The organism is Streptomyces sp. NPDC030165, assembly GCF_055573595.1.
In genome coordinates this window covers 195,251-216,541 of the sequence record NZ_JBVIBD010000007.1, presented here as the reverse complement: position 1 = coordinate 216,541, position 21,291 = coordinate 195,251, and the positions used below count along the sequence as shown (strand labels likewise).

The following is a 21,291-nucleotide window of genomic DNA, read 5'->3' as shown; positions in this document are numbered from 1 at the left end:
CGGCCCACCCCGCAAGACACCCACCCCCCACCGCGGTGGACTTCTACCGTGACTGCCCCTCCGGACGACTGCCTGGCCCGCAACGACTGGATCTGTGGTGACTACCTGGCCACCCGCCGCCACATCCTCCTCGACGCGGCGCTCCAGCACCTGCACCTGACCGTGGTCTCCGTGCTGCTCGCCCTGGTGATCGCGCTGCCGCTGGCGCTGATCGCGCGGCGGTGGCGGTGGACGGCGGGGCCGGTGCTGGGCGTCACCACCGTGCTCTACACCATTCCGTCGCTGGCGATGTTCTCGCTGCTGCTGCCGCTGTACGGGCTGTCGTCCACCCTGGTCGTCGTGGGGCTGGCGCTGTACTCCCTCACCCTCCTCGTACGGAACATCCTGGCGGGCCTGGCCGGCGTACCGGAGGAGGCGAAGGAGGCGGCGCGCGGCATGGGGTACGGGCCGCTGCGGCAGCTGCTGGCCGTCGAGCTGCCGCTGGCGGTGCCCGCCGCGATGGCCGGGCTGCGGATCGCGACCGTCTCCGCCGTCGCGCTGACGACGATCGGTGCGATCGTCGGCCACGGCGGGCTGGGCAATCTGATCTACGCGGGCATGAACTCGTTCTTCAAGGCGCAGGTGCTGACGGCGTCCGTCCTGTGCGTCGTCATCGCCGTCGCCTTCGACCTGCTGCTGCTCGGTCTGGAGCGGCTGCTGACGCCGTGGCGGCGCGCGTGAACACCCTCGGGAACGTCTGGGCCTGGCTCAGTACGGGCACGAACTGGGCCGGTGAGAACGGTATCTGGCACCGCCTCACGGAACACCTGCTGCTGACCGTCGGCTGTCTGCTCGCCGCCTGCCTGATCGCGCTGCCCGTCGCCGTCACGCTCGGCCACCTCGGACGCGGCGGCGCGCTGGCCGTCAACCTCGCCAACGTGGGGCGTGCCGTGCCCACCTTCGCGGTGCTGGTGCTGCTCCTGCTCACCCCGCTCGGGCGGCACGGGGACTGGCCGACGTTCATCGCGCTCGTCCTGTTCGCGCTGCCGCCGCTGCTGACCAACGCGTACGTCGGGATGCGGGAGGTGGACCGCGACGTGGTGGAGGCGGCTCGCGGGATGGGGATGTCCGGCGGGCAGCTGGTGTGGCGGGTGGAGGTGCCGCTGGCGCTGCCGCTGGTGCTGACCGGGGTACGGATCGCGGCGGTGCAGCTGGTCGCCACGGCGACGCTGGCCGCGCTGGTCGGCGGGGGCGGGCTCGGCCGGATCATCACGGCGGGGTTCAACCTGGCGAGTACGCCGCAGGTGGTCGCGGGGGCGGTGATCGTGGCGGTGTTCGCGCTGCTGATGGAGGCGGTGTTCGAGGCGGTGCAGCGGCTGGGTCCGGCCCGGGCGCGGGGGAGGGCGCGGTGAACGGGCGGGGTGGTGCACCGGCGGCCGGGCTCCGGCGTACGCGCCGGGGTGCCCGACTCGGGTTCCCGGGTGCCCGCCTCACGGTCCGGGGCGCCCGCCTCGCGGCCCGGAGTGCCCACCCGGCCGTACTGCTGGCGCTGGTCCTCACCGGCTGCGCCACCGGCCCCTCCCTGGAGAACCGCGGCCAGGTCACCGCCGCACCCGGCGACAGCCGCCACCTCTCGATCGGCTCGGCCGGCTTCACCGAGAGTGAGCTGCTGGCCCAGATGTACGCGGTGCTGCTCGGCAAGGCCGGGTACGAGACGGACATCCTCACCGTCGGCAACCGTGAGCTGTACGAGCCGTCCCTGGAGGGCGGCCAGATCGACGTCGTACCCGAGTACGCGGCGACCTTCGCCGACTGGCTGAACGCCAGGACCAAGGGCGCCGACGCCGACCCGGTCGCCTCGCCGGACCTCGGCACGACGATGAAGGTACTGCGCGCCCTGGCCGCACCCCGCGGTCTGACCGTGCTGCCGCCGGGCCGGGCCGTCGACCAGAACGCGTTCGCCGTGGCCGCCTCGTACGCGCGGCAGCACCGCCTGAAGACCCTCAGCGACCTGGGGCGCGCCGGTCTGCCGGTACGGCTGGCGGCGGGCGACGAGTGCGTACGGCGGCCGTTCTGCGCGCCGGGCCTGAAGCGTACGTACGGGATCGACATCACGGCCGTCGACCCGAAGGGGGTGGGCACCACGCCCGCCAAGCAGGCCGTGCAGAACGGGCAGGACCAGATGGTGCTGACGACCAGCACGGACGCGACGGTCGAGCAGTTCGGGCTGGTCTTCCTGGAGGACGACAAGAAGCTCCAGAACGCGGACTACGTCGTTCCGGTGGTCAACCGGGCCCGCGCGGGCAGTGCGCGGGTCGCCGCGGCCCTCGGCAAACTCAACTCCGTCCTGACGACGGAGGACCTGGCCGAGCTGAACCAGCGGGTGGACAGCTGGCGGCGGCTGCCGGAGGACGTGGCGCGGGACTACCTGCGGAAGAAGGGGCTGCTGTAGGAGGGCCGCTGTCGGGGCGCACGGGCTGTGGCCCTCACTCCGTAGGCACCGAGTCCACCTCCGCCTCCTCCCGCGGCACCCCCTGCTCGTCCGATCCGATCGTGCGCCGTAGCGCCTCGTGCAGTCCGGCCGGGGTCAGGACGCCCAGGAAGCGGCTGCCGTCCACGACGGCGATCCAGCCCGCGTCGTACTTGAGCATCTCGCTGAAGGCGTCCTTGAGCGAGCCGGTCACCGGGACCCACGCCTCCATCCGGCGGGCGTGCGCCGAAACGTTCCCCCGCGCGCCGGACATCTCCTCCGTGCCCACCCACCCGTGCAGCCCGCCCTCCTCGTCCAGGACCACGGCCCAGCGCGCGCCCTCCGCGCGCAGCTGTCGCGCCGCGCCGTCGGCCGGTTCGCCGAGGCGGGCGAAGGGCGGGTGCTCCAGGTCGCCGGGGTCGATGCCGGTGACCGCGAGCTGCTTCAGGGCCCGGTCGCTGCCGACGAACTCGGCCACGTACGGGGAGGCCGGCGCGCCCAGCACGCTCGCCGGGGTGTCGTACTGCTCGATGCGGCCCTGCCCGTAGACCGCGATCCGGTCGCCCAGCCGGATGGCCTCCTCGATGTCGTGGGTGACCAGCAGCACCGTCTTGTGCAGGGACGCCTGGAGCCGCAGGAACTCCTTCTGGAGCCGGTCGCGGACGACCGGGTCGACCGCGCCGAACGGCTCGTCCATGAGCAGGACGGGCGGGTCGGCGGCCAGCGCGCGGGCCACGCCGACGCGCTGCCGTTCGCCGCCGGAGAGCTGGTCCGGGTAGCGCGGCCCGTGGACGGCGGGGTCCAGGCCCACCAGCTCCAGGAGTTCGGCGGCGCGGGCGCGGGCCTTCTTGCGCGGCCGGCCGAGCAGGTGCGGGACGGTGGCGGTGTTGTCGAGGACGGTGCGGTGCGGGAAGAGACCGGTCTGCTGGATGACGTAGCCGATGCGGCGGCGCAGACGTACGGGGTCGGCCGTCGCGATGTCCGTGTCCTCGACGACGATGCGGCCGCCGGTCGGGTCGATGAGCCGGTTGACCATCTTCATCGTCGTGGTCTTGCCGCAGCCGGACGGCCCGACCAGCGTCACCAGCTCGCCCTCGGCGACCTCGAAGGACAGGTCGTCGACGGCGGTGGTGCCGTCGGGGTAGCGCTTGGTGACGGACTCGAACCGGATCATTGGTCCATTGAAGCCCGGGGCCCCGGGGCGGTCGCCTTATGCGGGCAAACGGGCGCCCGCCCAGCCACCCCGCCCACCGCTCCCGGCCCTGCCCCTATTCGTCCAGCCCTACTCCTCCAGCCCCTCCAGCCGTTCCCGCGCCGCCCGTACCGACCGGCCGCGCCAGGACAGCCCGGCCCACGGGTCGTCCTCGGCCAGGCGGTCCGGGATGGTGGCCACCGACCACCGCTGGGCCGTCAGCCCGGGGTCGTCCAGCTCGTCGCGGGAGATCGGCGTGGCCACCGGCGCGCCCGGCTCGGCCCGTACGGAATAGGGCGCGACCGCGGTCTGCGCGTACGCGTTGCGCTGCACGTCCAGATAGACGCGGCCCTTGCGCTCGGCCTTGCGCTGCTCGGTGGTGAGCCGGTCCGGGTGGTGCCGGGCGAGCCGTTCGGCGGCCAGGTGCGCGAAGTCGCGTACCGCGTCGAAGCCGGAATTGCCGTCCAGCGGGGCGATGACGTGCAGGCCGCGCGAACCGGTGGTCATCAGGCGGGCGGGCAGCTTCAGTTCGTCCCACAGTTCGCAGACCCGGTGGGCGGCCCACCGTACGTCCTCGAAGCCGGCGCCCTCGGACGGGTCCAGGTCGAAGATGACCAGGTCCGGGTGGTCGGGGCGGTGCTCCCGGGAGAGCCAGCGGTGGACGGTGACACTGGCCTGGTCCGCGAGGTAGACCAGGGTCGCAGCGTCGTCGCACACGACGTGGGTGACGGTGCCGCCCTCCTTGGACTGCTCGGAACGGCGGACCCACTCGGGAAAGTGGTCCGGGGCGTTCTTCTGCATCAGGGGCTTGCCGCCGATGCCGTCGGGGTGGCGCTCCATCATCAGGGGCCGGTCGCGCAGGTGCGGCACCGCGCGCCGGGCGACCGCCTTGTAGTGGTCGGCCAGGGCGGCCTTGGTGATTCCGTCGTCCGGGAAGAGGACCTTGCCGGGCCGGCTGATCCTGACCGTGCGCCGCCCCGCCTTGATGATGTGTACGTCGTCCGCGCCGCCGCTGCTGCCGCTCATACCGAGGACGGGTAACCGGCCGGGCCGCGGGGCAAACGCGGCGCGCCGCGGGGGCCGGGCGGCACCGGTTCGGCGGGGGGCCGTACGAGTTGCTTCCGGGGCACCGCCCCTCGTCCTGCCGGATACGCCCGGTTCGCGTGCTTACGATCCTGAGGGCTGTCGTCACCTGGCGTCGTTTCACCCGAAGGCGGGCCGCGACAGGCGCCACGTTGACGGTGGCCCTTGCCCTGCCATCGGTCGGGAGGGTGGATCGTTCGGGCGGAAGGGAACGCGACGATGAAGGCCGTAGCAGTCACCGCATTCGGCGAGCAACCCCAGCTCATGGAACTGTCGGAGCCCGATCCCGGACCCGGCGAAGTCCTGGTGCGGATGTCCGCGGCCGGGATCAACCCGCTTGACTGGAAGATCGCCGACGGCCTCCTCAAGGACGCGACGCAGCACTCCTTCCCGCTCGTCCTGGGATCGGACGGCGCGGGCGAGGTGGTCGCCGTCGGCACCGGCGTACGCCGCTTCACGGTCGGTGACTCGGTGTTCGGCCAGTTCCAGCGGCCGGGGCGGGGCGGCGGCTCGTACGGCGAGTTCGCGGCGGCCGAGGAGAAGGCGCTGGCCGGCGCGGCCCGCAACGTCACGTACGCGACGTCCGCCGCCGTCCCCACGGCCGGCACGACGGCGTACAACCTGGTGGAGGAGACCCGGATCGGCGAGGGCAAGCGGGTCCTGATCGTCGGCGGGACCGGCGGCGTCGGCACCTTCGCCACCCAGCTCGCGGCCGGCCGGGGCGCGGAGGTGATCGTCACCGCGCGGCCGGGCCTGGCGGACCTGATGCTCGGCCTGGGCGCCGCCGAGACGGTGGACCACACGCTGGGCCCGGTGGCCGACCAGGTGCTGGCCGCCCACCCGGACGGCGTGGACGTCCTGCTCGACCTGGTCGGCGGCCCGGCGTCGTTCGGCGAGATGACCCGGACCGTACGGGACGGCGGTACGGCCGTCTCCACCGTCGGGGCCGCCGACGCCGACGTCCTGACCGACCACAACCTGCGTGGCTTCAACTTCCAGAACCGGCCCTCGCCGCAACTGCTGGAGATCCTCGCCGGGCAGCTCGACGCGGGCCGGCTGACCGTGATCCTCGGGGAGGAGACCACCCTGGGGGAGGCCCCGGAGGCGCTGGAGACCAGCCGTACGGGGCATGCGCAGGGAAAGACGGTCATCACGTTCTGAGCCCGCCGCCGGAACGCACGGACGACCGGGAGCCGCCCGTCTCAGTGATCGTGCGGTCCCGGCCGGTGCACCGGCCCGTGCGTGTCCTCGCAGTGCGCGGGCGCGAGTGCCGCGTCGTCCGGACCCGCCGCTATGTGCAGCACCTCGCCGGGCAGCGGCTGCTCGCCCACGTGGTCGACCTGGAGGGTGGCGTGGGTGATGCCGTACTTCAGGCTCAGCAGCTCGTGCAGGCCGCGGCGTACGGCGTGGCAGTCGCCGCCCGGGGCCACCAGGATGTGCGCGGACAGGGCCGGTTCGCCGGACGTGATCTCCCAGATGTGCAGGTCGTGGACCTCCACCACCTGGTCCACCTCGACGAGGTGGTCCCCCAGCGCATCCGGGTCCACACCGCTCGGCGCGGCCTCCATGAAGATCCGCCCCGACTCGCGGACCAGCCCGATACCGGCCCGCAGCATCAGGACGACCACGACGAGCGAGGCGATGGCGTCGGCCCGCGCGAAGCCGGTGACCATCACCACCGCGCCGGCGACGGCGGTGGCGATGAAACCGAACAGGTCGGTCAGGATGTGCTGGTAGGCGCCCTCGACGTTCAGACTGCTGCGGTTGGCCCGGGAAATGCACCAGGCGGCCGCGAGGTTGACGACGATCCCGGCGAGCGCGGTGACCAGGACCAGGCCGCCGGTCACCTCGGGCGGTGACACCAGGCGGGCGATGGCCTCGTACCCGAGCCAGAGGGACAGCACGAGCAGCGTGATGCCGTTGGCCTGCGCGGACAGGATCTCGGCGCGCTTGAGCCCGTACGTGTAGCCGCCGCGCGCCGGGCGCGCGGCCAGCCGCATCGCGACCAGGGCCAGCACGATCGAGGCGGCGTCGGTGAGCATGTGGGCCGCGTCGGAGATCAGCGCCAGGGAGCGCGCGAGGAACCCGATCACCACCTCCACGGCCATGAACGCGGTGATCAGCACCAGCGCGGCCCGCAGCCAGCGGCGGTCGGCGTCGGGGGAGAGGGCGTGGGAGTGGCTGTGGCCGTGACCGTGGGAGCGGTCGTGGCCGTGGTCGTGGCCATGGGAGTGGTCGTGGCCGGAGCCGGGGCCGTGCTCATGGCGGGCGGACGGCTGTCCGTCGTCGGTGGTCGCGTCGTCGGTGGCGTGGGCGTGCTCGGTCATGGAACGCGCTCCTCCCTGGGGCGTCCGAAAGGACGTGCGCAAGGAAGCAAACCGCACTTCGCCGCTAGATCCAAAGGCTGCAGCGGTGACCGTTGTCATTACCGTCGGACGGCACATCACCGCAGGTCACAGGGGTGTGCCCGCGCAGCCGCGCGGCGGCCCGGTCCGTCTCCCGGGCCGCCTGCCGGGTCGTCAACGATCCCGGCCCGTACACCGCAGCGCGGCCGCCAGCCGCCGTGCCACGTCGGGGGCGCAGCGGCCCAGCTCCACCAGCGGCCGTGGTGCGTCGGCCGCCAGCGACGGGCCGTCCAGTCCCAGCGACGGCAGGGTGATCCCCACGCCGGCCAGCGCGGCCTGGAGCTCGTCCCGTGCTGCCTCCGCGTCCCTGATCTGGCCGTCCGCCGTCGCGCGTTCCACTGTGTCCATGATCGCAGCGCCTTCCCTCGGTGCCCATGTCGCGCTTCCACCGAAGAACATCGTTCAGTGAAACCACGATTACTAGGAGTAGCCAATTATGCGGCCGCGAAACGAAAACGGCAGGGCTTGTGCGGATACCTGCGCATCCAGGCGTACGAGCCCGCCGGTGAAGCGGCCGGGGGCCGCCTCTTACTCTGGAAACGCACCGACCGGGTGTCTGCTCCCGGTTGACCCGGTTGACTTCCCGCGTCCGACCGGACCCCGAAACCGGACCCCGTCGTGCCACCCGTACGGCGGCCGACCCGAAGCCATGAGGTAACCGGCAGTGAGCCCCGCCCCGCCGCCCGCGACGCCCGCGCCGGACCCCCCCGCGCCGCGTGTCCCCGCCGCCGCCCGCGTCACCGTCGTCGGCATCGGCGCCGACGGCTGGGACGGGCTGCCGGCCGCCTCCCAGGAGGCGTTGCGCGGCGCCGGGACGCTCGTCGGCGGCGCGCGGCAGCTCGCCCTGCTGCCCGCCGAGTGCGCGGGCGAGCGGGTCCCGTGGCCGTCGCCGCTGCGGCCCGCCGTACCGGGGCTGCTCGCCGCCCACGCCGGGCGTGAGGTGTGCGTCCTGGCCAGCGGCGATCCGATGTTCCACGGCATCGGGCGGACGCTGACCGAAGTGCTCGCCGAGGCGGGGACCGAGCCGCCGCGCGTGCTGCCGCACCCGTCCTCCGTCTCGTACGCGTGCGCCCGGCTCGGCTGGCCCGTCGAGGAGACCGAGGTCGTCACCCTCGTGGGCCGTCCCCTCGCGGGCCTGACGGCCGCCCTGCACGACGGCCGCCGCCTCCTCGTCCTCTCCGCGGGCACCGAAACCCCCGCCCAGGTCGCCGGGCTGCTGCGCGAGCGCGGCTTCGGGCCGACCCGGATGCGCGTACTGGAGCAGCTCGGCGGCCCGCGCGAACGGCAGACCGAGGGGACGGCGGCCGCGGACTGGCCGCCCCCGCCGGCCGACGGCGGCACCGGCCCGCTCCACACCATCGACCCGCTCAACGTCATCGCGCTGGACTGCGTCCGCGCCCCGGACGCTCTCCGGCTCGCCGCCGCCCCCGGCCTGCCCGACGACGCGTACGAGCACGACGGCCAGCTGACCAAACGTCACGTCCGCGCCGCCACGCTCGCCGCGCTGGCCCCCGCGCCCGGCGAACTGCTGTGGGACATCGGCGGCGGCTCCGGCTCCATCGGCATCGAGTGGATGCGTACACACCGCACCTGCCACGCCGTCGCCGTCGAGCGGGACGCCGTACGGGCCGCACGCATCACCCGCAACGCGGACGCACTCGGCGTACCGGCCCTGCGCGTGGTCACCGGCCGCGCGCCCGGAGCACTCGCCGGACTCCCGGCCCCGCACGCGGTGTTCATCGGCGGCGGCCTGACCGCGCCCGGCCTCCTGGAGGCGTGCTGGGCGGCGCTGCCGCCGGGCGGCCGGCTGGTCGCCAACACCGTCACGCTGGAGTCCGAGGCGCTGCTCGCCGAGTGGTACCGGCGGCACGGCGGCGACCTCGTACGGCTCGCGGTCGCCCACGCCGTACCGGTGGGCGGCTTCACCGGCTGGCGGCAGGCGATGCCGGTCACGCAGTGGTCGGTCACCAAGCCCCCGGCCGCCGCACCCCCCGGCACCGCCGCACCCACCAACCCCGACGCCCCTGACGCCTCTGCTCCCCCTGCCGTACCTGCCGTCCCTGGAGAAACTCAGTGACCGTCCACTTCATCGGCGCCGGACCGGGCGCCGCCGACCTGATCACGCTGCGCGGCGCCCGTACGCTGGCCCGCTGCGAGGTCTGCCTGTACGCGGGCAGCCTGGTGCCGCGCGAACTGCTCGACGAATGCCCGCCCGGCGCCCGCCTCATCGACACCGCAGACCTCGACCTCGACCAGATCACCGCCGAACTGGTCCGTGCCCACGAAGCCGGCCAGGACGTCGCCCGGCTGCACTCCGGCGACCCGTCCGTCTTCAGTGCCGTGGCCGAGCAGATGCGCCGCCTGGACGCGGCAGGCGTGCCCTACGAGGTCGTACCCGGCGTCCCGGCGTTCGCCGCCGCGGCGGCCGCGCTCAAGCGCGAACTGACCGTCCCCACCGTCGGCCAGACCGTCATCCTCACCCGCGTCGCCCAGCAGGCCACCCCCATGCCCGAGGGCGAGGACCTGGCGACCCTGGGCCGCAGCCGCGCCCTCCTGGTCCTGCACCTCGCGGCCCGCTACGTGGACCGGGTCGTCGGCGAACTCCTGCCGCACTACGGCGCCGACTGCCCCGCCGCGGTCGTCGCGATGGCCTCCCGCCCCGACGAACTCGTCCTGCGCGGAACTCTCGGCGACATCGCGGACCAGGTGAAGGCGGCGGGCGTGGTCCGCACGGCGGTCATCATGGTCGGCCGCACGCTGGGCGCCTCACAGTTCCGCGACAGCCACCTGTACTCGACGGAGCGGGAGCGGCCGGGGCGGGCCGGGTAGGCGGTTGATCGGAAGCGGCGGGAGCAGCAGTATCGGCCGGATGGACACGGATACGACTCCGCAGCCCGCCGAGGCCCTCCTCGTCGTCGACGTCCAGTCGGCCTTCTTCGAGGGCGAGGGCGCCGCACCGCACGCGGCCGCCGTCCAGCAGCGCATCGAGGACCTGGTCGACCGGGCACGGTCCGCCGGCGCGCTGGTCGTCCACCTCCAGAACGACGGTGCGCCCGGCACCTGCGACGAGCCGGGGACCAAGGGCTGGGAGCTGCACCTGCCCGTCGCCCCCGGCCCCCGCGAGGCCGTGATCCGCAAGACGGAGGACGACGGCTTCGCCGGGACGTCGCTGGGCGACCTGCTCACCGGGTCCGGCGTACGGTCCCTCGTCGTCTGCGGCGTGATGTCCGAGATGTGCGTCCTGGCGACCGCCCGTACCGCCCTGGAACGGCAGTACCGCGTCGTCCTGCCGCACGACGCGCACGGCACGTACGACGTGCCGCCGGCGCCCGGCGAGACCGAGGGCGTCCCGGCCGCGATGGCTTCGCGCGTCGCGGAGTGGGCCCTCGGCGACGAGATCGAAATCGTGGCGTACGCGAAGGATGTACCGTTCGAGGCGCCACCCGGCCCGGCTGCCTCGTAACGGGCCCCGCCGTCTCGTAACGGCCCGCGTCACCCGCCGTCCTGCCTCACCCGCCGTCCCGCGGCCCCCGGGGTTCGGCCCGCCCCACCACACCCCCCGCCCGGTCGATGCAGATCACATCCACCGCGACCGGCGCACCCCGCAGCACCGCCAGCGCCTCGTCGCGGGCCGTCGCGGCGACCAGGTCACCGAGCGGTACGCCGCGCGCCGCGCACAGCTGGAGGGCGGCCAGCCCCGTGTTGGCCCCGGCGACCTCGGCCGCCAGCGCCCCGTCCGCGCCGCCCTGCCGCGCGAGTTCCGCCAGGAAACCCTTGTCCACCTGCGACCGCGCCGAGTGCAGGTCCAGGTGGCCGGCCGCCAGCTTGGACAGCTTCGCGAAGCCGCCGCAGACCGTCAGCCGGGGCACGGGATGCCGCCGTACGTACTTCAGCACCGCGCCCGCGAAGTCCCCCATGTCCAGCAGCGCGTCCTCGGGCAGGTCGTGCTCGGCGACCACGACCTTCTCCGAGGTCGAGCCGGTGCACCCGGCCACGTGCGTACGCCCGGCCGCGCGCGCCACGTCCACGCCGCGCCGGATGGAGTCGATCCACGCCGAGCACGAGTACGGCACCACGATCCCGGTCGTTCCCAGGATCGACAGTCCGCCCAAGATCCCCAGCCGCGGATTCCACGTACTCCGCGCGATCTCCTCACCATGATCGACCGACAGCTCGACCTCGACGTCCCCACCGCCCCCGTACCGCCGCGCGACCTCCGCCACGTGCTCCCGCATCATCTGCCGCGGCACGGGATTGACCGCCGGCTCGCCGACGTCCAACGGCAGCCCGGGGCGGGTGACCGTACCGACCCCCTGCCCCGCCTTGAACACCACCCCACTGCCCGCCGGAAGGCGCCGCACCGTCGCCCGGACCAGCGCCCCGTGCGTCACATCCGGATCGTCACCCGCGTCCTTGACGACCGCCGCCATCGCCCTGCCGCCGTCCGCCGCCAGCTCCTCGGCAGCCAACGCGAACGCGGGCGTCTGCCCCTTGGGCAGCGTGATCGTCACCGGGTCGGGGAAGTCCCCGGTCAGCAGTGCCGTGTACGCGGCCGTCGCCGCCGCGGTGGCGCAGGCGCCGGTCGTCCAGCCGTGCCGCAGCCCGGTGTGCGCGAGCTGCGCCGTACGGCCACCGGTGCCACTTCCCGCGCCTCCCGTACCGTTCCTCTCCGAACCCGCCTCAGCCATGGAGAAAGCCGCCCGCCATGACCGACCCCGCCGCCCGTGTCCGTGCCCCCCACATCCTGATCCTCGGCGGCACGACCGAGGCCCGCCGGCTGGCCGCCGACCTGGCGGACCGGCTCCCCGGCCTGCGCGTCACCACATCCCTCGCCGGCCGGGTGGCGGCCCCCCGGCTGCCGGCCGGGGAGGTCCGCATCGGCGGGTTCGGAGGCCCGGACGGCCTCGCACACTGGCTGCGCGAGCACGCGGTGGACGCGCTCATCGACGCCACCCATCCCTTCGCCGGCACGATCAGTTTCAACGCGGCGCAGGCGGCCGCCACCGCCCATGTTCCCCTGCTCGCCCTCCGCAGGCCCGGCTGGGTCCCCGGCCCGGACGACGACTGGCACACGGTCGCCTCCCTCGCCGAGGCCGCAGCCGCCCTCCCCGCCCTCGGCCACCGCGTCTTCCTCACCACCGGCCGCATGGGCCTCGCCACCTTCGCCCACCTCACCGATCTCTGGTTCCTCGCCCGCTCCGTGGACGCCCCCGAGCCGCCGTTCCCGCCCCACATGGACGTGCTCCTCGCCCGAGGCCCCTTCACCCTCGAAGACGAACGCGCCCTCCTCCGCCGCCACCGCATCGACGTCCTCGTGACGAAGGACAGCGGCGCAACGGCCACCGCCCCGAAACTCACGGCAGCGCGGGAGGCGGGGGTGCCGGTGGTGGTGGTACGGCGTCCCCCCGCCCCTCCCGGCGTCCCCGTTGCCGCCGCACCTGCCGAGGCGGTCGCGTGGGTGCGTGCCACGCTGGGATGAGCGAGGCGCTCAACCCGGCAGCCGCCAGCTCGGACCGCCCCGGCCGCCCAGCCGGACGACCTGCTCGTCCGGGGTGGCGCTCATGCCGAAGGCGGTGATACCGGGCCGCCCCGCGTCCTGCCAGGCCGTCAGTGCTTCCTCCACCTGGTCCCACAGGCGGAGCGGCCCGCTCTGGTGCACGGTCCGGCCGGTGCCGTGGCCGGGCGGCCCGGTCCACGCCTGGGAGCCGGTCGCGACGTCCACGAGTACGAAGTCGTCACCGGTCCGCACCAGTTCGGCGGAGGGGGCGGCGAGCTGGGCCACGAAGCGGGCGACCGGGTGCTGAAGCAGGTCGGGCGGTACGCGGGCGGCGCGTTCCGCGCCCGGACGCCGGTGGAAGGTGGGCCGGGGCGGGCGTTCGTGGGGACGGGCGAGCATGTACGAGATCTCGTCCCCGCACGCGAGGAACCGCCCCCGGGCCACTCCATCCTCGTCCAGTACGAGACGGACCATGGCGGCGGCGAGCATCCAGCCACTGACGGTCGCGGTGATGCTGCCGCCGTCGCGTCCCTGGAGCAGCCAGGGGACGGGGACGTAACGGAGGGAGCACGTGGCGAACATCGTCCTGCAAGTGCTTCCCCTTGCCGCCGGAGTGCATGACCTGCTCGGGGGCTCGCTGTCATTGCTGTGGATGGCGGACGGAAGTGCTGTTGCCTACCTTGAAGGCAACAAGTCGGGGGAACTGATCGAGGACGCGGCGGAGGTGGCGCAGTACCGCCTGTCCTACGAACAGTTGTGGGACCTGGCACTGGCACCGTGTGATTCGGTCGCGTACATCAAGCGGTTGTTGGAGGGCAGTACGGCATGAACTCAGGCATCGGAGCATGGCGGAAGAGCAGTCACAGCAACGGCGGGGACGGAAACTGTGTAGAAGTGGCCGGCGCGGTCACCGGAACGCTGCGCGTACGCGACAGCAAGGACACGGGCGGACCGACCCTGATATTCACCCGCGAGGCGTGGAGCACCTTCATAGACGGGCTGAAGGAGGCCAGCCGCGCCTGACCCGGCGGGGTGGGCCGCGATCACCATCCCGGCCCACCCGTCACACCGTCACTTCTCCGGATACCGCCGTGGCGTCCACACCGTGTCCCGGTCGTCGCCGGTGCGGCGTACCGACTCCGTCTGCGACGAGCCGATCAGCAGGATCGTGCGCATGTCGACTTCCTCGGGGTCCAGGTCGGCGAGGGGGACGACGCGTACGGACTCTGTCGGGCCGCCGACGTCGCGGGCCAGGACGACCGGGGTGTCCGGGGAGCGGTGTTCCAGGAGGAGTTCGCGGGCCTTGGCGACCTGCCAGGTGCGGGTGCGGGAGCCGGGGTTGTAGAGGGCCATCGCCAGGTCGGCGGAGGCGGCGGCGTGGAGGCGGTCGGCGATGACTTCCCAGGGCTTGAGGCGGTCGGAGAGGGAGATGACCGCGTAGTCGTGGCCGAGGGGCGCGCCGGCGCGGGCCGCTGCCGCGTTGGCGGCGGTGACGCCGGGGAGGACCTGTACGGGGACGGATGCGTACGGGGGCTGGGCGGCGACTTCGAGGACGGCGGTGGCCATGGCGAAGATGCCGGGGTCGCCGCCGGAGACGACCGCGACCCGGCGGCCGCGGCGGGCCAGGTCGAGGGCGAGTTCGGCGCGTTCGGACTCGACCTTGTTGTCGGAGGCGTGGCGGGCCTGGCCGGGGCGTACCGGCACGCGGTCCAGGTAGGTGGTGTAGCCGACGAGGTCGGTGGCGGAGGCGAGGGCGCCGCGCGATTCGGGGGTGAGCCAGAGGGGGCCGGCCGGGCCGGTGCCGACGACCACGACCGAGCCGGTGACCGGAGCGGGGGGCGGGGTGGCGATACGGCTGGGGACGACGGCGACGGAGAAGTAGGGGACGGTGGACGGGTCCACCTCCGACAGGGGCGCCGTGCGTTCGCCGGGCATGGTGGCGCGTTCGACGTAGTCGGCCTCGGGGAGGCGGCCGGAGTCGGTGAGGGCCTGGTGTACGGAGGGGAAGGTGCGGCCGAGCTTCATGACGACGGCGGCGTCGGTGGCGGCCAGGCGGGCGGTCAGTTCCTCGGTGGGCAGGGTGCCGGGGAGGATGGTGAGGACTTCGTCCGCCTCGCAGAGCGGCTTGCCGAGGCGGGCCGCTGCCGCGCTGACAGAGGTGACGCCGGGAATGACCTCGGTCTCGTACCGGTCGGCCAGGCGCTGGTGCATGTGCTGGTACGAGCCGTAGAAGAGCGGGTCGCCCTCGGCGAGCACGGCGACGGTGCGGCCCGCGTCGAGGTGCGCGGCGAGGCGGGCGGCGGCTTCGGTGTAGAAGTCGTTGAGGGCGCCCCGGTAGCCGTCGGGGTGGTCCGTGGACTCCGTGGTGACCGGGTAGATCAGGGGTTCTTCGTGGTGGTCCGGGCGGATGTGGCGCTCGGCGATGGAGCGGGCGATCGAGCGGCCGTGGCGGGCGCTGTGGTACGCGATGACGTCGGCGGACGCGATGACCTCGACGGCGCGCAGGGTCATCAGGTTCGGGTCGCCGGGGCCGAGGCCGACGCCGTACAGGCGGCCGCGGGTGCCAGGGGAGGACTGCTCGGCTGTGCGGCCGGTGGTGTGCTGCTCGGTCACTCTTCCACGCTCGCTATCGCGTTGATCGCGGCCGCGGCCATGGCGCTGCCGCCGCGGCGTCCGCGTACCACCAGGTGTTCCAGGCCGGAGGGGTGCTGGGCCAGTGCGTCCTTGGACTCGGCCGCGCCGATGAAGCCGACCGGGATGCCGATGACGGCGGCCGGGCGGGGCGCGCCCTCCTCGATCATCTCCAGGAGGCGGAAGAGGGCGGTGGGGGCGTTGCCGACGGCGACCACCGCGCCGTCCAGGCGGTCGCGCCACAGTTCGAGGGCGGCGGCGCTGCGGGTGGTGCCCATGCGCTTGGCCAGGTCCGGTACGGACGGGTCGGCGAGGGTGCAGATCACGTCGTTGCCGGCGGGCAGCCGCTTGCGGGTGACGCCGCTGGCGACCATGTTCGCGTCGCAGAGGATGGGGGCGCCGCCGCGCAGGGCCTCGCTCGCGCGGGCGACGACCTCGGGGGAGTACGCCAGGTCGCGTACGAGGTCGGTCATGCCGCAGGCGTGGATCATCCGGACCGCGACCCTGCTGACGTCGTCGGGCAGGTCCGCGAGGTCCGCCTCGGCGCGGATGGTGGCGAAGGACTGGCGGTAGATCTCCGCGCCGTCCTTCTCGTAGTCGAACTCGCTCACTGTGCTTCGTTGCCCTCGGTCATGTCGTTGTGCGGTCGGCCGCGCGGGCCGACGCGACGGCGTCGGCGAGGCGGTCGGTGTCGGTCAGGGGGATGGTGGTCGCGGTGGCGGCCTCGTCCCGGGTGCCCCGTACGGATACGTCGTAGCCGTCGCCGGTGGCCACGACATCGACCCATGCGCCGTGCGGGTGGCCGCAGCGGCGGGCGCAGCCCGACCAGTGGACCGGCAGCCCGGTGCCGCCCTCGCGCAGGGTGGCCACGGCGTCCGCCCGTACGTCGGACAGGGACTTGGCGCAGCCGGGGCGGCCGGTGCAGGCGCCGAGTCCGTACCAGGGGGAGGCGGGGTCGGTGACCAGACCGGCCGTGGCCAGTTCGCGCAGCCGGGCTCCGGCCGTCTCGGGAGACAGGCCGGGGACGACCACGCCGCGCCAGGGTGTCATACGCAGTTCGGCGGAGCCGGTGGGGACACCGGCGGCCAGTTGCCGGAGCTGCGCGGTGGTGAGGCGGCCGAGGGGCGCGAGGAGGGAGAGGGCGCGGGTGCCGTCGGGGGAGGCGGTCACTCCAGGGCGGGGTGGGGCGGGTGCTGTTGCCGAGGGCACCGGGGCCGTCGGGTACGGCTGCGCGTCCGGCTCCTGGAGGCGCGTACGGAGGAGGCCGCGTACGGCCGCGGCGTCGTACCCGGGCGGGAGTTCCCGTACGCGCCAGGAGCCGTTGCCCGCCTCCTGGGCGACGGTGAGGAACGCCTCCGCGGCGGCGAGGGCCGCGCGGGGCGCGTCGGGGCCGGGGAGCCGCAGTGCCTCGGTGTCGTCGCCGACGCGCAGCAGCGCCGTGCCGCCGGCTTCTGCGATCAACGTCACATCGCCGCCGAGCGCGGCCATGTCGCCGCGGCCGTCGTCCAGTGCGAAGAGGAAGCGGCCGGACAGGGCGGGGGCCGTGTCGCTGGCGCACAGGAGAAGGTCCAGTTCACGGGCCCATTCCTGGACGGCGGCGCCGCCGTCCGCGCCCTGTCCGTCGAGTCCGGCGAGCGGGGAGGCGACGATGTTGCGTACGCGTTCGTGGCGGTCGGAGGGGAGCAGGCCGGCGGCGCGCAGCAGGTCGGCGAGGGGGGCGGCGCTGTCTTCGGCGAGGCCGCGCAGCTCCACGTTGCCGCGGGAGGTGAGGGAGAGGTGGCCGTCGCCGAGGCGGTCCGCGGCGTCGGCCAGCATCTCGCACTGAGGGGGCGTCAGCAGACCTGCGGGGAGCCGGAGTCGGGCCAGGGCGCCGTCGACGGCGGAGTGCAGCCGCAGCGCTCCGGGGCAGGCGTCGCCGCGGTCCCGTACGCAGGCGGCACCGCTGTCCCGTACGAGGGATTCGTCCCGGTGCGGGGGTATCGCGGGGGTGGGCGGCATGGCGGCGAGCATACCGACGATGGCTGGACGGTCCGCCGCCCGCCGTTCGGGCGGAGCCCTTACTATGCAGGTCGGTGGGTCAGCTGGCCCATCGGACGCCAGCGACGGCGCCAAGGGAGGAAGCCCGGTGGAAATCCGGCGCGGTCCCGCCACTGTGAGCCCGGCCACCGCCGGGCGAGTCAGGAACTCCCGCCGTCCGTGAACACCGCCCGGGGCGCGGACCCCGAGGAAGGCCAGACGCCGCAATGATCCTGCTGCTGTCGACGTCCGACACCGACCTGCTCAGCGCCCGCGCGGCCGCCGGTCCCGTGCCGTACCGGCTCGCCAACCCCGCCCGGCTCGACCTCGCGGAGCTGCCCGCGCTCCTGGACGGCGCCGACCTGGTCGTCGTCCGGCTCCTCGGCGGTCTGCGCGCCTGGCAGGAGGGCCTGGACCAGCTCCTCGCCGCCGGCCAGCCCCGCCCCGTCGTGGTGCTCACCGGCGAACAGGCGCCGGACGCGCAGCTCATGGAGGCGTCCACCGTCCCCATCGGCATCGCGGCCGAGGCTCACGCCTACCTGGCGCACGGCGGCCCGGCCAACCTGGACCAGCTCGCCCGCTTCCTGTCCGACACCGTGCTGCTGACCGGCCACGGCTTCGAGCCGCCGGCCGCCGCGCCCTCCTGGGGCCACCTGGAGCGCTCGAAGCACCTGGCGGCGGAGGCGCGTACCGGTGCGGAGGTCGTGGCCCGTACGGACGACACGGGCGCCGCGACCGGCCCGCTGGTCGCCGTGCTCTACTACCGCGCCCATCACATGAGCGGCAACACCGGCTTCATCGAGTCGCTGTGCGAGCGGATCGAGGAGGCCGGCGGGCGCCCGATGCCGCTGTTCGTGGCCTCGCTGCGGGCGCCCGAGCCGGAGCTGATCGAAGAGCTGCGGGCCGCCGACGCGATCGTGACGACCGTGCTGGCGGCGGGCGGTACCAAGCCCGCCGAGGCGTCGGCCGGCGGTGACGACGAGTCCTGGGACGCGGGCGCGCTGGCCGCGCTGGACGTGCCGATCCTCCAGGCCCTGTGCCTGACCGGGCCGCGCAGCGCCTGGGAGGAGAACGACGAGGGCCTGTCCCCGCTGGACGCCGCCAGCCAGATCGCGGTGCCGGAGTTCGACGGCCGGCTGATCACCGTCCCGTTCTCCTTCAAGGAGACCGACGAGGACGGCCTGCCGGTGTACGTCGCCGACCCCGAGCGCGCCGCCCGGGTCGCCGGCATCGCCGTACGCCACGCCCGGCTGCGCCACATCGCGCCCGCCGACAAGCGCCTGGCGCTGGTGCTGTCCGCGTACCCGACCAAGCACTCGCGTATCGGCAACGCGGTGGGCCTGGACACCCCGGCGAGTGCGGTGGCGCTGCTGCGCCGTCTCCAGGAGGAGGGGTACGACTTCGGTGACGAGGCCGTACCGGGCCTGGAGTCCGGCGTCGGCGACGAGCTGATCTACGCGCTGATCGAGGCCGGCGGCCACGACCAGGAGTGGCTCACCGAGGAGCAGCTGGCCCGCAACCCCGTCCGCATCCCCGCCGCCGATTACAAGCGCTGGTACGGCACGCTTCCGCAGGAGCTGCGCGAGCAGGTCGAGGAGCACTGGGGACCGCCGCCCGGCGAGATGTTCGTCGACCGGAGCCGGAATCCGGACGGCGACATCGTGCTGGCGGCGCTGCGCCGCGGCAACCTGCTCATCCTCATCCAGCCGCCGCGTGGCTTCGGCGAGAACCCGATCGCGATCTACCACGACCCCGATCTGCCGCCGTCGCACCACTACCTGGCCGCCTACCGCTGGATCGCCGCCTCCCAGGAGGACGGCGGTTTCGGCGCCGACGCCATGGTCCACCTCGGCAAGCACGGCAACCTGGAGTGGCTGCCCGGCAAGAACGCCGGCCTGTCCGCCGCCTGCGGCCCGGACGCGGCCCTCGGCGACCTGCCGCTGATCTACCCCTTCCTGGTCAACGACCCGGGCGAGGGCACCCAGGCCAAGCGCCGGGTGCACGCCACGCTCGTCGACCACCTCGTGCCGCCGATGGCCCGCGCCGAGTCGTACGGCGACATCGCGCGCCTGGAGCAGCTGCTCGACGAGTACGCGGCGATCTCCGCCATGGACCCGGCCAAGCTGCCCGCCATCCGCGCCCAGATCTGGACGCTGATCCAGGCCGCCAAGCTCCACCACGACCTCGGCCTGGAGGAGCGCCCGGACGACGAGGGCTTCGACGACTTCCTGCTGCACGTCGACGGCTGGCTGTGCGAGGTCAAGGACGCGCAGATCCGCGACGGGCTGCACGTCCTCGGCGGCGCGCCCGCCGGTGAGGCCCGCGTCAACCTCGTACTCGCCATCCTGCGCGCCCGCCAGATCTGGGGCGGCACGTCCTCGCTGCCGGGCCTGCGCGAGGCGCTGGGCCTGGACGAGTCGGCCGCGACCCGTACCACCGCCGACGCGGTCGAGGAGCGCGCCCGCGGCCTGGTGCAGGCCATGGACGACGCGGACTGGGATCTGGCCGCCGTCGAGCGGGTCACCGCGGAGCTGCCGGAGGACCAGCGCGAGCCGGTCGCGGCGATCCTCGCCTTCGCGGCCCGCGAGGTCGTACCGCGCCTGGCCGCCACCACCGACGAGATCGACCACGCCGTGCACGCCCTGGCCGGTGGCTTCGTCCCGGCGGGCCCGTCCGGATCGCCGCTGCGCGGCCTGGTCAACGTCCTGCCGACCGGCCGCAACTTCTACTCCGTCGACCCCAAGGCCGTGCCGAGCAAGCTGGCCTGGGAGACCGGCCAGGCCCTCGCCGACAGCCTTCTGGAGCGCTACCGCACCGACCACGGCGACTGGCCGACCTCGGTGGGCCTGTCCCTGTGGGGTACGAGCGCGATGCGCACCTCGGGCGACGACGTGGCCGAAGCGCTCGCGCTGCTCGGCATCCGGCCCGTCTGGGACGACGCCTCGCGTCGCGTGACCGGCCTGGAGCCGATCCCGGCCGACGAACTGGGCCGCCCGCGCGTCGATGTGACGCTGCGTATCTCCGGCTTCTTCCGTGACGCGTTCCCGCACGTCATCGGCCTGCTGGACGATGCCGTACGGCTCGCCGCCTCCCTGGACGAGCCCGCCGACGTCAACTACGTCCGCGCCCACGCCCAGGCCGACCTGGCCGCGCACGGCGACGAGCGGCGCGCCACCACCCGCATCTTCGGCTCCCGCCCCGGCACGTACGGCGCGGGCCTGCTCCAGCTGATCGACTCCCGCGACTGGCGCACCGACGCGGACCTCGCCGAGGTCTACACGGTGTGGGGCGGGTACGCGTACGGGCGCGGCCTGGAGGGCTGCCCGGCGCGCGAGGAGATGGAGACCGCGTACAAGCGGATCGCGGTGGCGGCGAAGAACACCGACACCCGCGAGCACGACATCGCCGACTCGGACGACTACTTCCAGTACCACGGCGGCATGGTCGCGACCGTCCGCGCGCTCAAGGGCACCGCGCCCGAGGCGTACATCGGCGACTCGACGCGCCCGGAGACGGTGCGCACCCGCACGCTGGTCGAGGAGACCTCCCGCGTCTTCCGCGCCCGCGTGGTCAACCCGCGCTGGATCGAGGCGATGCGCCGCCACGGCTACAAGGGCGCCTTCGAACTCGCCGCGACCGTCGACTACCTGTTCGGGTACGACGCCACGACCGGCGTCGTCGCCGACTGGATGTACGACAAGCTGGCGCAGACGTACGTCCTCGACCCGGAGAACCGCGCGTTCCTCCAGGAGGCCAACCCCTGGGCCCTGCACGGCATCGCGGAACGCCTCCTGGAGGCGGAGTCGCGCGGCATGTGGGCCGAGCCGGACAAGGAGACCCTGACGGCGCTCCGGGAGGCGTTCCTGGAGACCGAGGGGGACCTGGAGGAGAAGGGCTGACGGGTCCTTCGGACATACGGCGGAGGGGGGGGGGGGGGGGGGGGGGGGGGGGGGGGGGGGGGGGGGGGGGGGGGGGGGGGGGGGGGGGGGGGGGGGGGGGGGGGGGGGAGAGTTTCCCC

General features: G+C 74.0%; 20 protein-coding genes and 1 riboswitch. Of the genes, 11 read left to right on the top strand and 9 right to left on the bottom strand.

The annotated features are described in order from the left end of the window. Nucleotides 1–48: 48 nt before the first annotated feature. The 3 genes from ACZ4Z1_RS15965 (at nucleotide 49) to ACZ4Z1_RS15955 (ending at nucleotide 2,431) form a co-directional block, all read left to right on the top strand. Nucleotides 49–720 carry an ABC transporter permease gene (locus ACZ4Z1_RS15965; protein ID WP_468487194.1) on the top strand — a complete coding sequence of 224 codons (672 nt, stop codon included), beginning with the start codon at nucleotides 49–51 and terminating at the stop codon, nucleotides 718–720. Further along, on the top strand, nucleotides 717–1,391 hold the full coding sequence (locus ACZ4Z1_RS15960) for an ABC transporter permease (RefSeq protein ID WP_468487193.1): 675 nt from the start codon (nucleotides 717–719) through the stop codon (nucleotides 1,389–1,391). The genes ACZ4Z1_RS15965 and ACZ4Z1_RS15960 overlap by 4 nt, the downstream gene beginning before the upstream one ends. Nucleotides 1,392–1,519: 128 nt before the next feature. After that, the gene (locus ACZ4Z1_RS15955) at nucleotides 1,520–2,431 is read left to right on the top strand and encodes an ABC transporter substrate-binding protein (protein WP_468487324.1); all 912 of its coding nucleotides are present in this window, start codon (nucleotides 1,520–1,522) and stop codon (nucleotides 2,429–2,431) included. A gap of 34 nt (nucleotides 2,432–2,465) precedes the next feature. Here the strand turns inward: ACZ4Z1_RS15955 and ACZ4Z1_RS15950 are convergent, their stop codons facing one another. Both ACZ4Z1_RS15950 and ligD read right to left on the bottom strand, forming a co-directional pair. Continuing rightward, complete coding sequence (locus tag ACZ4Z1_RS15950; protein ID WP_468487192.1) at nucleotides 2,466–3,623, bottom strand: ABC transporter ATP-binding protein; 1,158 nt, start codon at nucleotides 3,621–3,623, stop codon at nucleotides 2,466–2,468. 108 nt (nucleotides 3,624–3,731) lie between these two features. Next, on the bottom strand, nucleotides 3,732–4,667 hold the full coding sequence (gene ligD, locus ACZ4Z1_RS15945) for a non-homologous end-joining DNA ligase (RefSeq protein WP_468487191.1): 936 nt from the start codon (nucleotides 4,665–4,667) through the stop codon (nucleotides 3,732–3,734). Nucleotides 4,668–4,943: 276 nt separating this feature from the next. Between ligD and ACZ4Z1_RS15940 the strand changes: the two genes are divergently transcribed. After that, on the top strand, nucleotides 4,944–5,885 hold the full coding sequence (locus ACZ4Z1_RS15940) for an NADP-dependent oxidoreductase (RefSeq protein WP_468487190.1): 942 nt from the start codon (nucleotides 4,944–4,946) through the stop codon (nucleotides 5,883–5,885). Between the two features lie 41 nt (nucleotides 5,886–5,926). Here the strand turns inward: ACZ4Z1_RS15940 and ACZ4Z1_RS15935 are convergent, their stop codons facing one another. Together ACZ4Z1_RS15935 and ACZ4Z1_RS15930 are read right to left on the bottom strand one after the other, a co-directional pair. Continuing rightward, entirely contained in the window at nucleotides 5,927–7,051 is a 1,125-nt protein-coding gene (locus ACZ4Z1_RS15935; protein WP_468487189.1) for a cation diffusion facilitator family transporter, read from the bottom strand. Between the two features lie 192 nt (nucleotides 7,052–7,243). Then, entirely contained in the window at nucleotides 7,244–7,477 is a 234-nt protein-coding gene (locus ACZ4Z1_RS15930) for a hypothetical protein (protein ID WP_468487188.1), read from the bottom strand. Nucleotides 7,478–7,793: 316 nt separating this feature from the next. On the opposite strand from ACZ4Z1_RS15930, the gene cbiE reads away from it, so the two are divergent. The 3 genes from cbiE to ACZ4Z1_RS15915 are packed head-to-tail and all read left to right on the top strand — an operon-like array spanning nucleotide 7,794 to nucleotide 10,592. Next, nucleotides 7,794–9,206: a precorrin-6y C5,15-methyltransferase (decarboxylating) subunit CbiE gene (cbiE, locus tag ACZ4Z1_RS15925; RefSeq protein ID WP_468487187.1), complete on the top strand. Its 1,413-nt coding sequence runs from the start codon at nucleotides 7,794–7,796 to the stop codon at nucleotides 9,204–9,206. Next, nucleotides 9,203–9,958, top strand: coding sequence for a precorrin-4 C(11)-methyltransferase (gene cobM, locus ACZ4Z1_RS15920; RefSeq protein ID WP_468487186.1), 756 nt, complete (start codon nucleotides 9,203–9,205; stop codon nucleotides 9,956–9,958). The genes cbiE and cobM overlap by 4 nt, the downstream gene beginning before the upstream one ends. 40 nt (nucleotides 9,959–9,998) lie before the next feature. After that, nucleotides 9,999–10,592, top strand: coding sequence for a cysteine hydrolase family protein (locus ACZ4Z1_RS15915; RefSeq protein WP_468487185.1), 594 nt, complete (start codon nucleotides 9,999–10,001; stop codon nucleotides 10,590–10,592). 46 nt (nucleotides 10,593–10,638) lie between these two features. On the opposite strand, the gene ACZ4Z1_RS15910 is transcribed toward ACZ4Z1_RS15915, so the two are convergent. Beyond that, nucleotides 10,639–11,817: a cobalt-precorrin-5B (C(1))-methyltransferase gene (locus tag ACZ4Z1_RS15910; protein ID WP_468487184.1), complete on the bottom strand. Its 1,179-nt coding sequence runs from the start codon at nucleotides 11,815–11,817 to the stop codon at nucleotides 10,639–10,641. Between the two features lie 17 nt (nucleotides 11,818–11,834). Between ACZ4Z1_RS15910 and ACZ4Z1_RS15905 the strand changes: the two genes are divergently transcribed. Beyond that, on the top strand, nucleotides 11,835–12,608 hold the full coding sequence (locus ACZ4Z1_RS15905; RefSeq protein ID WP_468487183.1) for a cobalt-precorrin-6A reductase: 774 nt from the start codon (nucleotides 11,835–11,837) through the stop codon (nucleotides 12,606–12,608). A gap of 9 nt (nucleotides 12,609–12,617) precedes the next feature. On the opposite strand, the gene ACZ4Z1_RS15900 is transcribed toward ACZ4Z1_RS15905, so the two are convergent. Then, on the bottom strand, nucleotides 12,618–13,208 hold the full coding sequence (locus ACZ4Z1_RS15900; protein WP_468487182.1) for a hypothetical protein: 591 nt from the start codon (nucleotides 13,206–13,208) through the stop codon (nucleotides 12,618–12,620). Here ACZ4Z1_RS15900 and ACZ4Z1_RS15895 point away from each other — a divergent pair. Both ACZ4Z1_RS15895 and ACZ4Z1_RS15890 read left to right on the top strand, forming a co-directional pair. Continuing rightward, the gene (locus ACZ4Z1_RS15895; RefSeq protein ID WP_468487181.1) at nucleotides 13,198–13,455 is read left to right on the top strand and encodes a Scr1 family TA system antitoxin-like transcriptional regulator; all 258 of its coding nucleotides are present in this window, start codon (nucleotides 13,198–13,200) and stop codon (nucleotides 13,453–13,455) included. The genes ACZ4Z1_RS15900 and ACZ4Z1_RS15895 overlap by 11 nt on opposite strands. Continuing rightward, a complete protein-coding gene (locus tag ACZ4Z1_RS15890; RefSeq protein ID WP_468487180.1) occupies nucleotides 13,452–13,649 on the top strand; it encodes a DUF397 domain-containing protein in 198 nt (65 codons plus the stop codon). The genes ACZ4Z1_RS15895 and ACZ4Z1_RS15890 overlap by 4 nt, the downstream gene beginning before the upstream one ends. A gap of 48 nt (nucleotides 13,650–13,697) precedes the next feature. Here the strand turns inward: ACZ4Z1_RS15890 and ACZ4Z1_RS15885 are convergent, their stop codons facing one another. From ACZ4Z1_RS15885 to cobG, 3 genes are read right to left on the bottom strand one after another with little or no spacing between them, the layout of a single operon-like run. After that, entirely contained in the window at nucleotides 13,698–15,239 is a 1,542-nt protein-coding gene (locus ACZ4Z1_RS15885) for a precorrin-2 C(20)-methyltransferase (RefSeq protein ID WP_468487179.1), read from the bottom strand. Continuing rightward, the gene (locus ACZ4Z1_RS15880) at nucleotides 15,236–15,868 is read right to left on the bottom strand and encodes a precorrin-8X methylmutase (protein ID WP_468487178.1); all 633 of its coding nucleotides are present in this window, start codon (nucleotides 15,866–15,868) and stop codon (nucleotides 15,236–15,238) included. The genes ACZ4Z1_RS15885 and ACZ4Z1_RS15880 overlap by 4 nt, the downstream gene beginning before the upstream one ends. Nucleotides 15,869–15,887: 19 nt before the next feature. Then, the gene (cobG, locus tag ACZ4Z1_RS15875; protein WP_468487177.1) at nucleotides 15,888–17,267 is read right to left on the bottom strand and encodes a precorrin-3B synthase; all 1,380 of its coding nucleotides are present in this window, start codon (nucleotides 17,265–17,267) and stop codon (nucleotides 15,888–15,890) included. Nucleotides 17,268–17,314: 47 nt separating this feature from the next. Further along, nucleotides 17,315–17,462: riboswitch (cobalamin riboswitch) on the top strand. A gap of 38 nt (nucleotides 17,463–17,500) precedes the next feature. Between cobG and cobN the strand changes: the two genes are divergently transcribed. Beyond that, on the top strand, nucleotides 17,501–21,172 hold the full coding sequence (gene cobN / locus ACZ4Z1_RS15870) for a cobaltochelatase subunit CobN (protein ID WP_468487176.1): 3,672 nt from the start codon (nucleotides 17,501–17,503) through the stop codon (nucleotides 21,170–21,172). Nucleotides 21,173–21,291 lie beyond the last annotated feature (119 nt).

Coding starts and splice junctions, on each gene's coding strand:
- ACZ4Z1_RS15905 (WP_468487183.1), top strand. CDS start 11,835: ATGACCGACCCCGCCGCCCGTGTCCGTGCCCCCCACATCCTGATCCTC.
- cobG (WP_468487177.1), bottom strand. CDS start 17,267: ATGCTCGCCGCCATGCCGCCCACCCCCGCGATACCCCCGCACCGGGAC.
- ACZ4Z1_RS15935 (WP_468487189.1), bottom strand. CDS start 7,051: ATGACCGAGCACGCCCACGCCACCGACGACGCGACCACCGACGACGGA.
- ACZ4Z1_RS15950 (WP_468487192.1), bottom strand. CDS start 3,623: ATGATCCGGTTCGAGTCCGTCACCAAGCGCTACCCCGACGGCACCACC.
- ACZ4Z1_RS15910 (WP_468487184.1), bottom strand. CDS start 11,817: ATGGCTGAGGCGGGTTCGGAGAGGAACGGTACGGGAGGCGCGGGAAGT.
- ACZ4Z1_RS15915 (WP_468487185.1), top strand. CDS start 9,999: ATGGACACGGATACGACTCCGCAGCCCGCCGAGGCCCTCCTCGTCGTC.
- cobN (WP_468487176.1), top strand. CDS start 17,501: ATGATCCTGCTGCTGTCGACGTCCGACACCGACCTGCTCAGCGCCCGC.
- ACZ4Z1_RS15890 (WP_468487180.1), top strand. CDS start 13,452: ATGAACTCAGGCATCGGAGCATGGCGGAAGAGCAGTCACAGCAACGGC.
- ACZ4Z1_RS15940 (WP_468487190.1), top strand. CDS start 4,944: ATGAAGGCCGTAGCAGTCACCGCATTCGGCGAGCAACCCCAGCTCATG.
- ACZ4Z1_RS15900 (WP_468487182.1), bottom strand. CDS start 13,208: ATGTTCGCCACGTGCTCCCTCCGTTACGTCCCCGTCCCCTGGCTGCTC.
- ACZ4Z1_RS15930 (WP_468487188.1), bottom strand. CDS start 7,477: ATGGACACAGTGGAACGCGCGACGGCGGACGGCCAGATCAGGGACGCG.
- ligD (WP_468487191.1), bottom strand. CDS start 4,667: ATGAGCGGCAGCAGCGGCGGCGCGGACGACGTACACATCATCAAGGCG.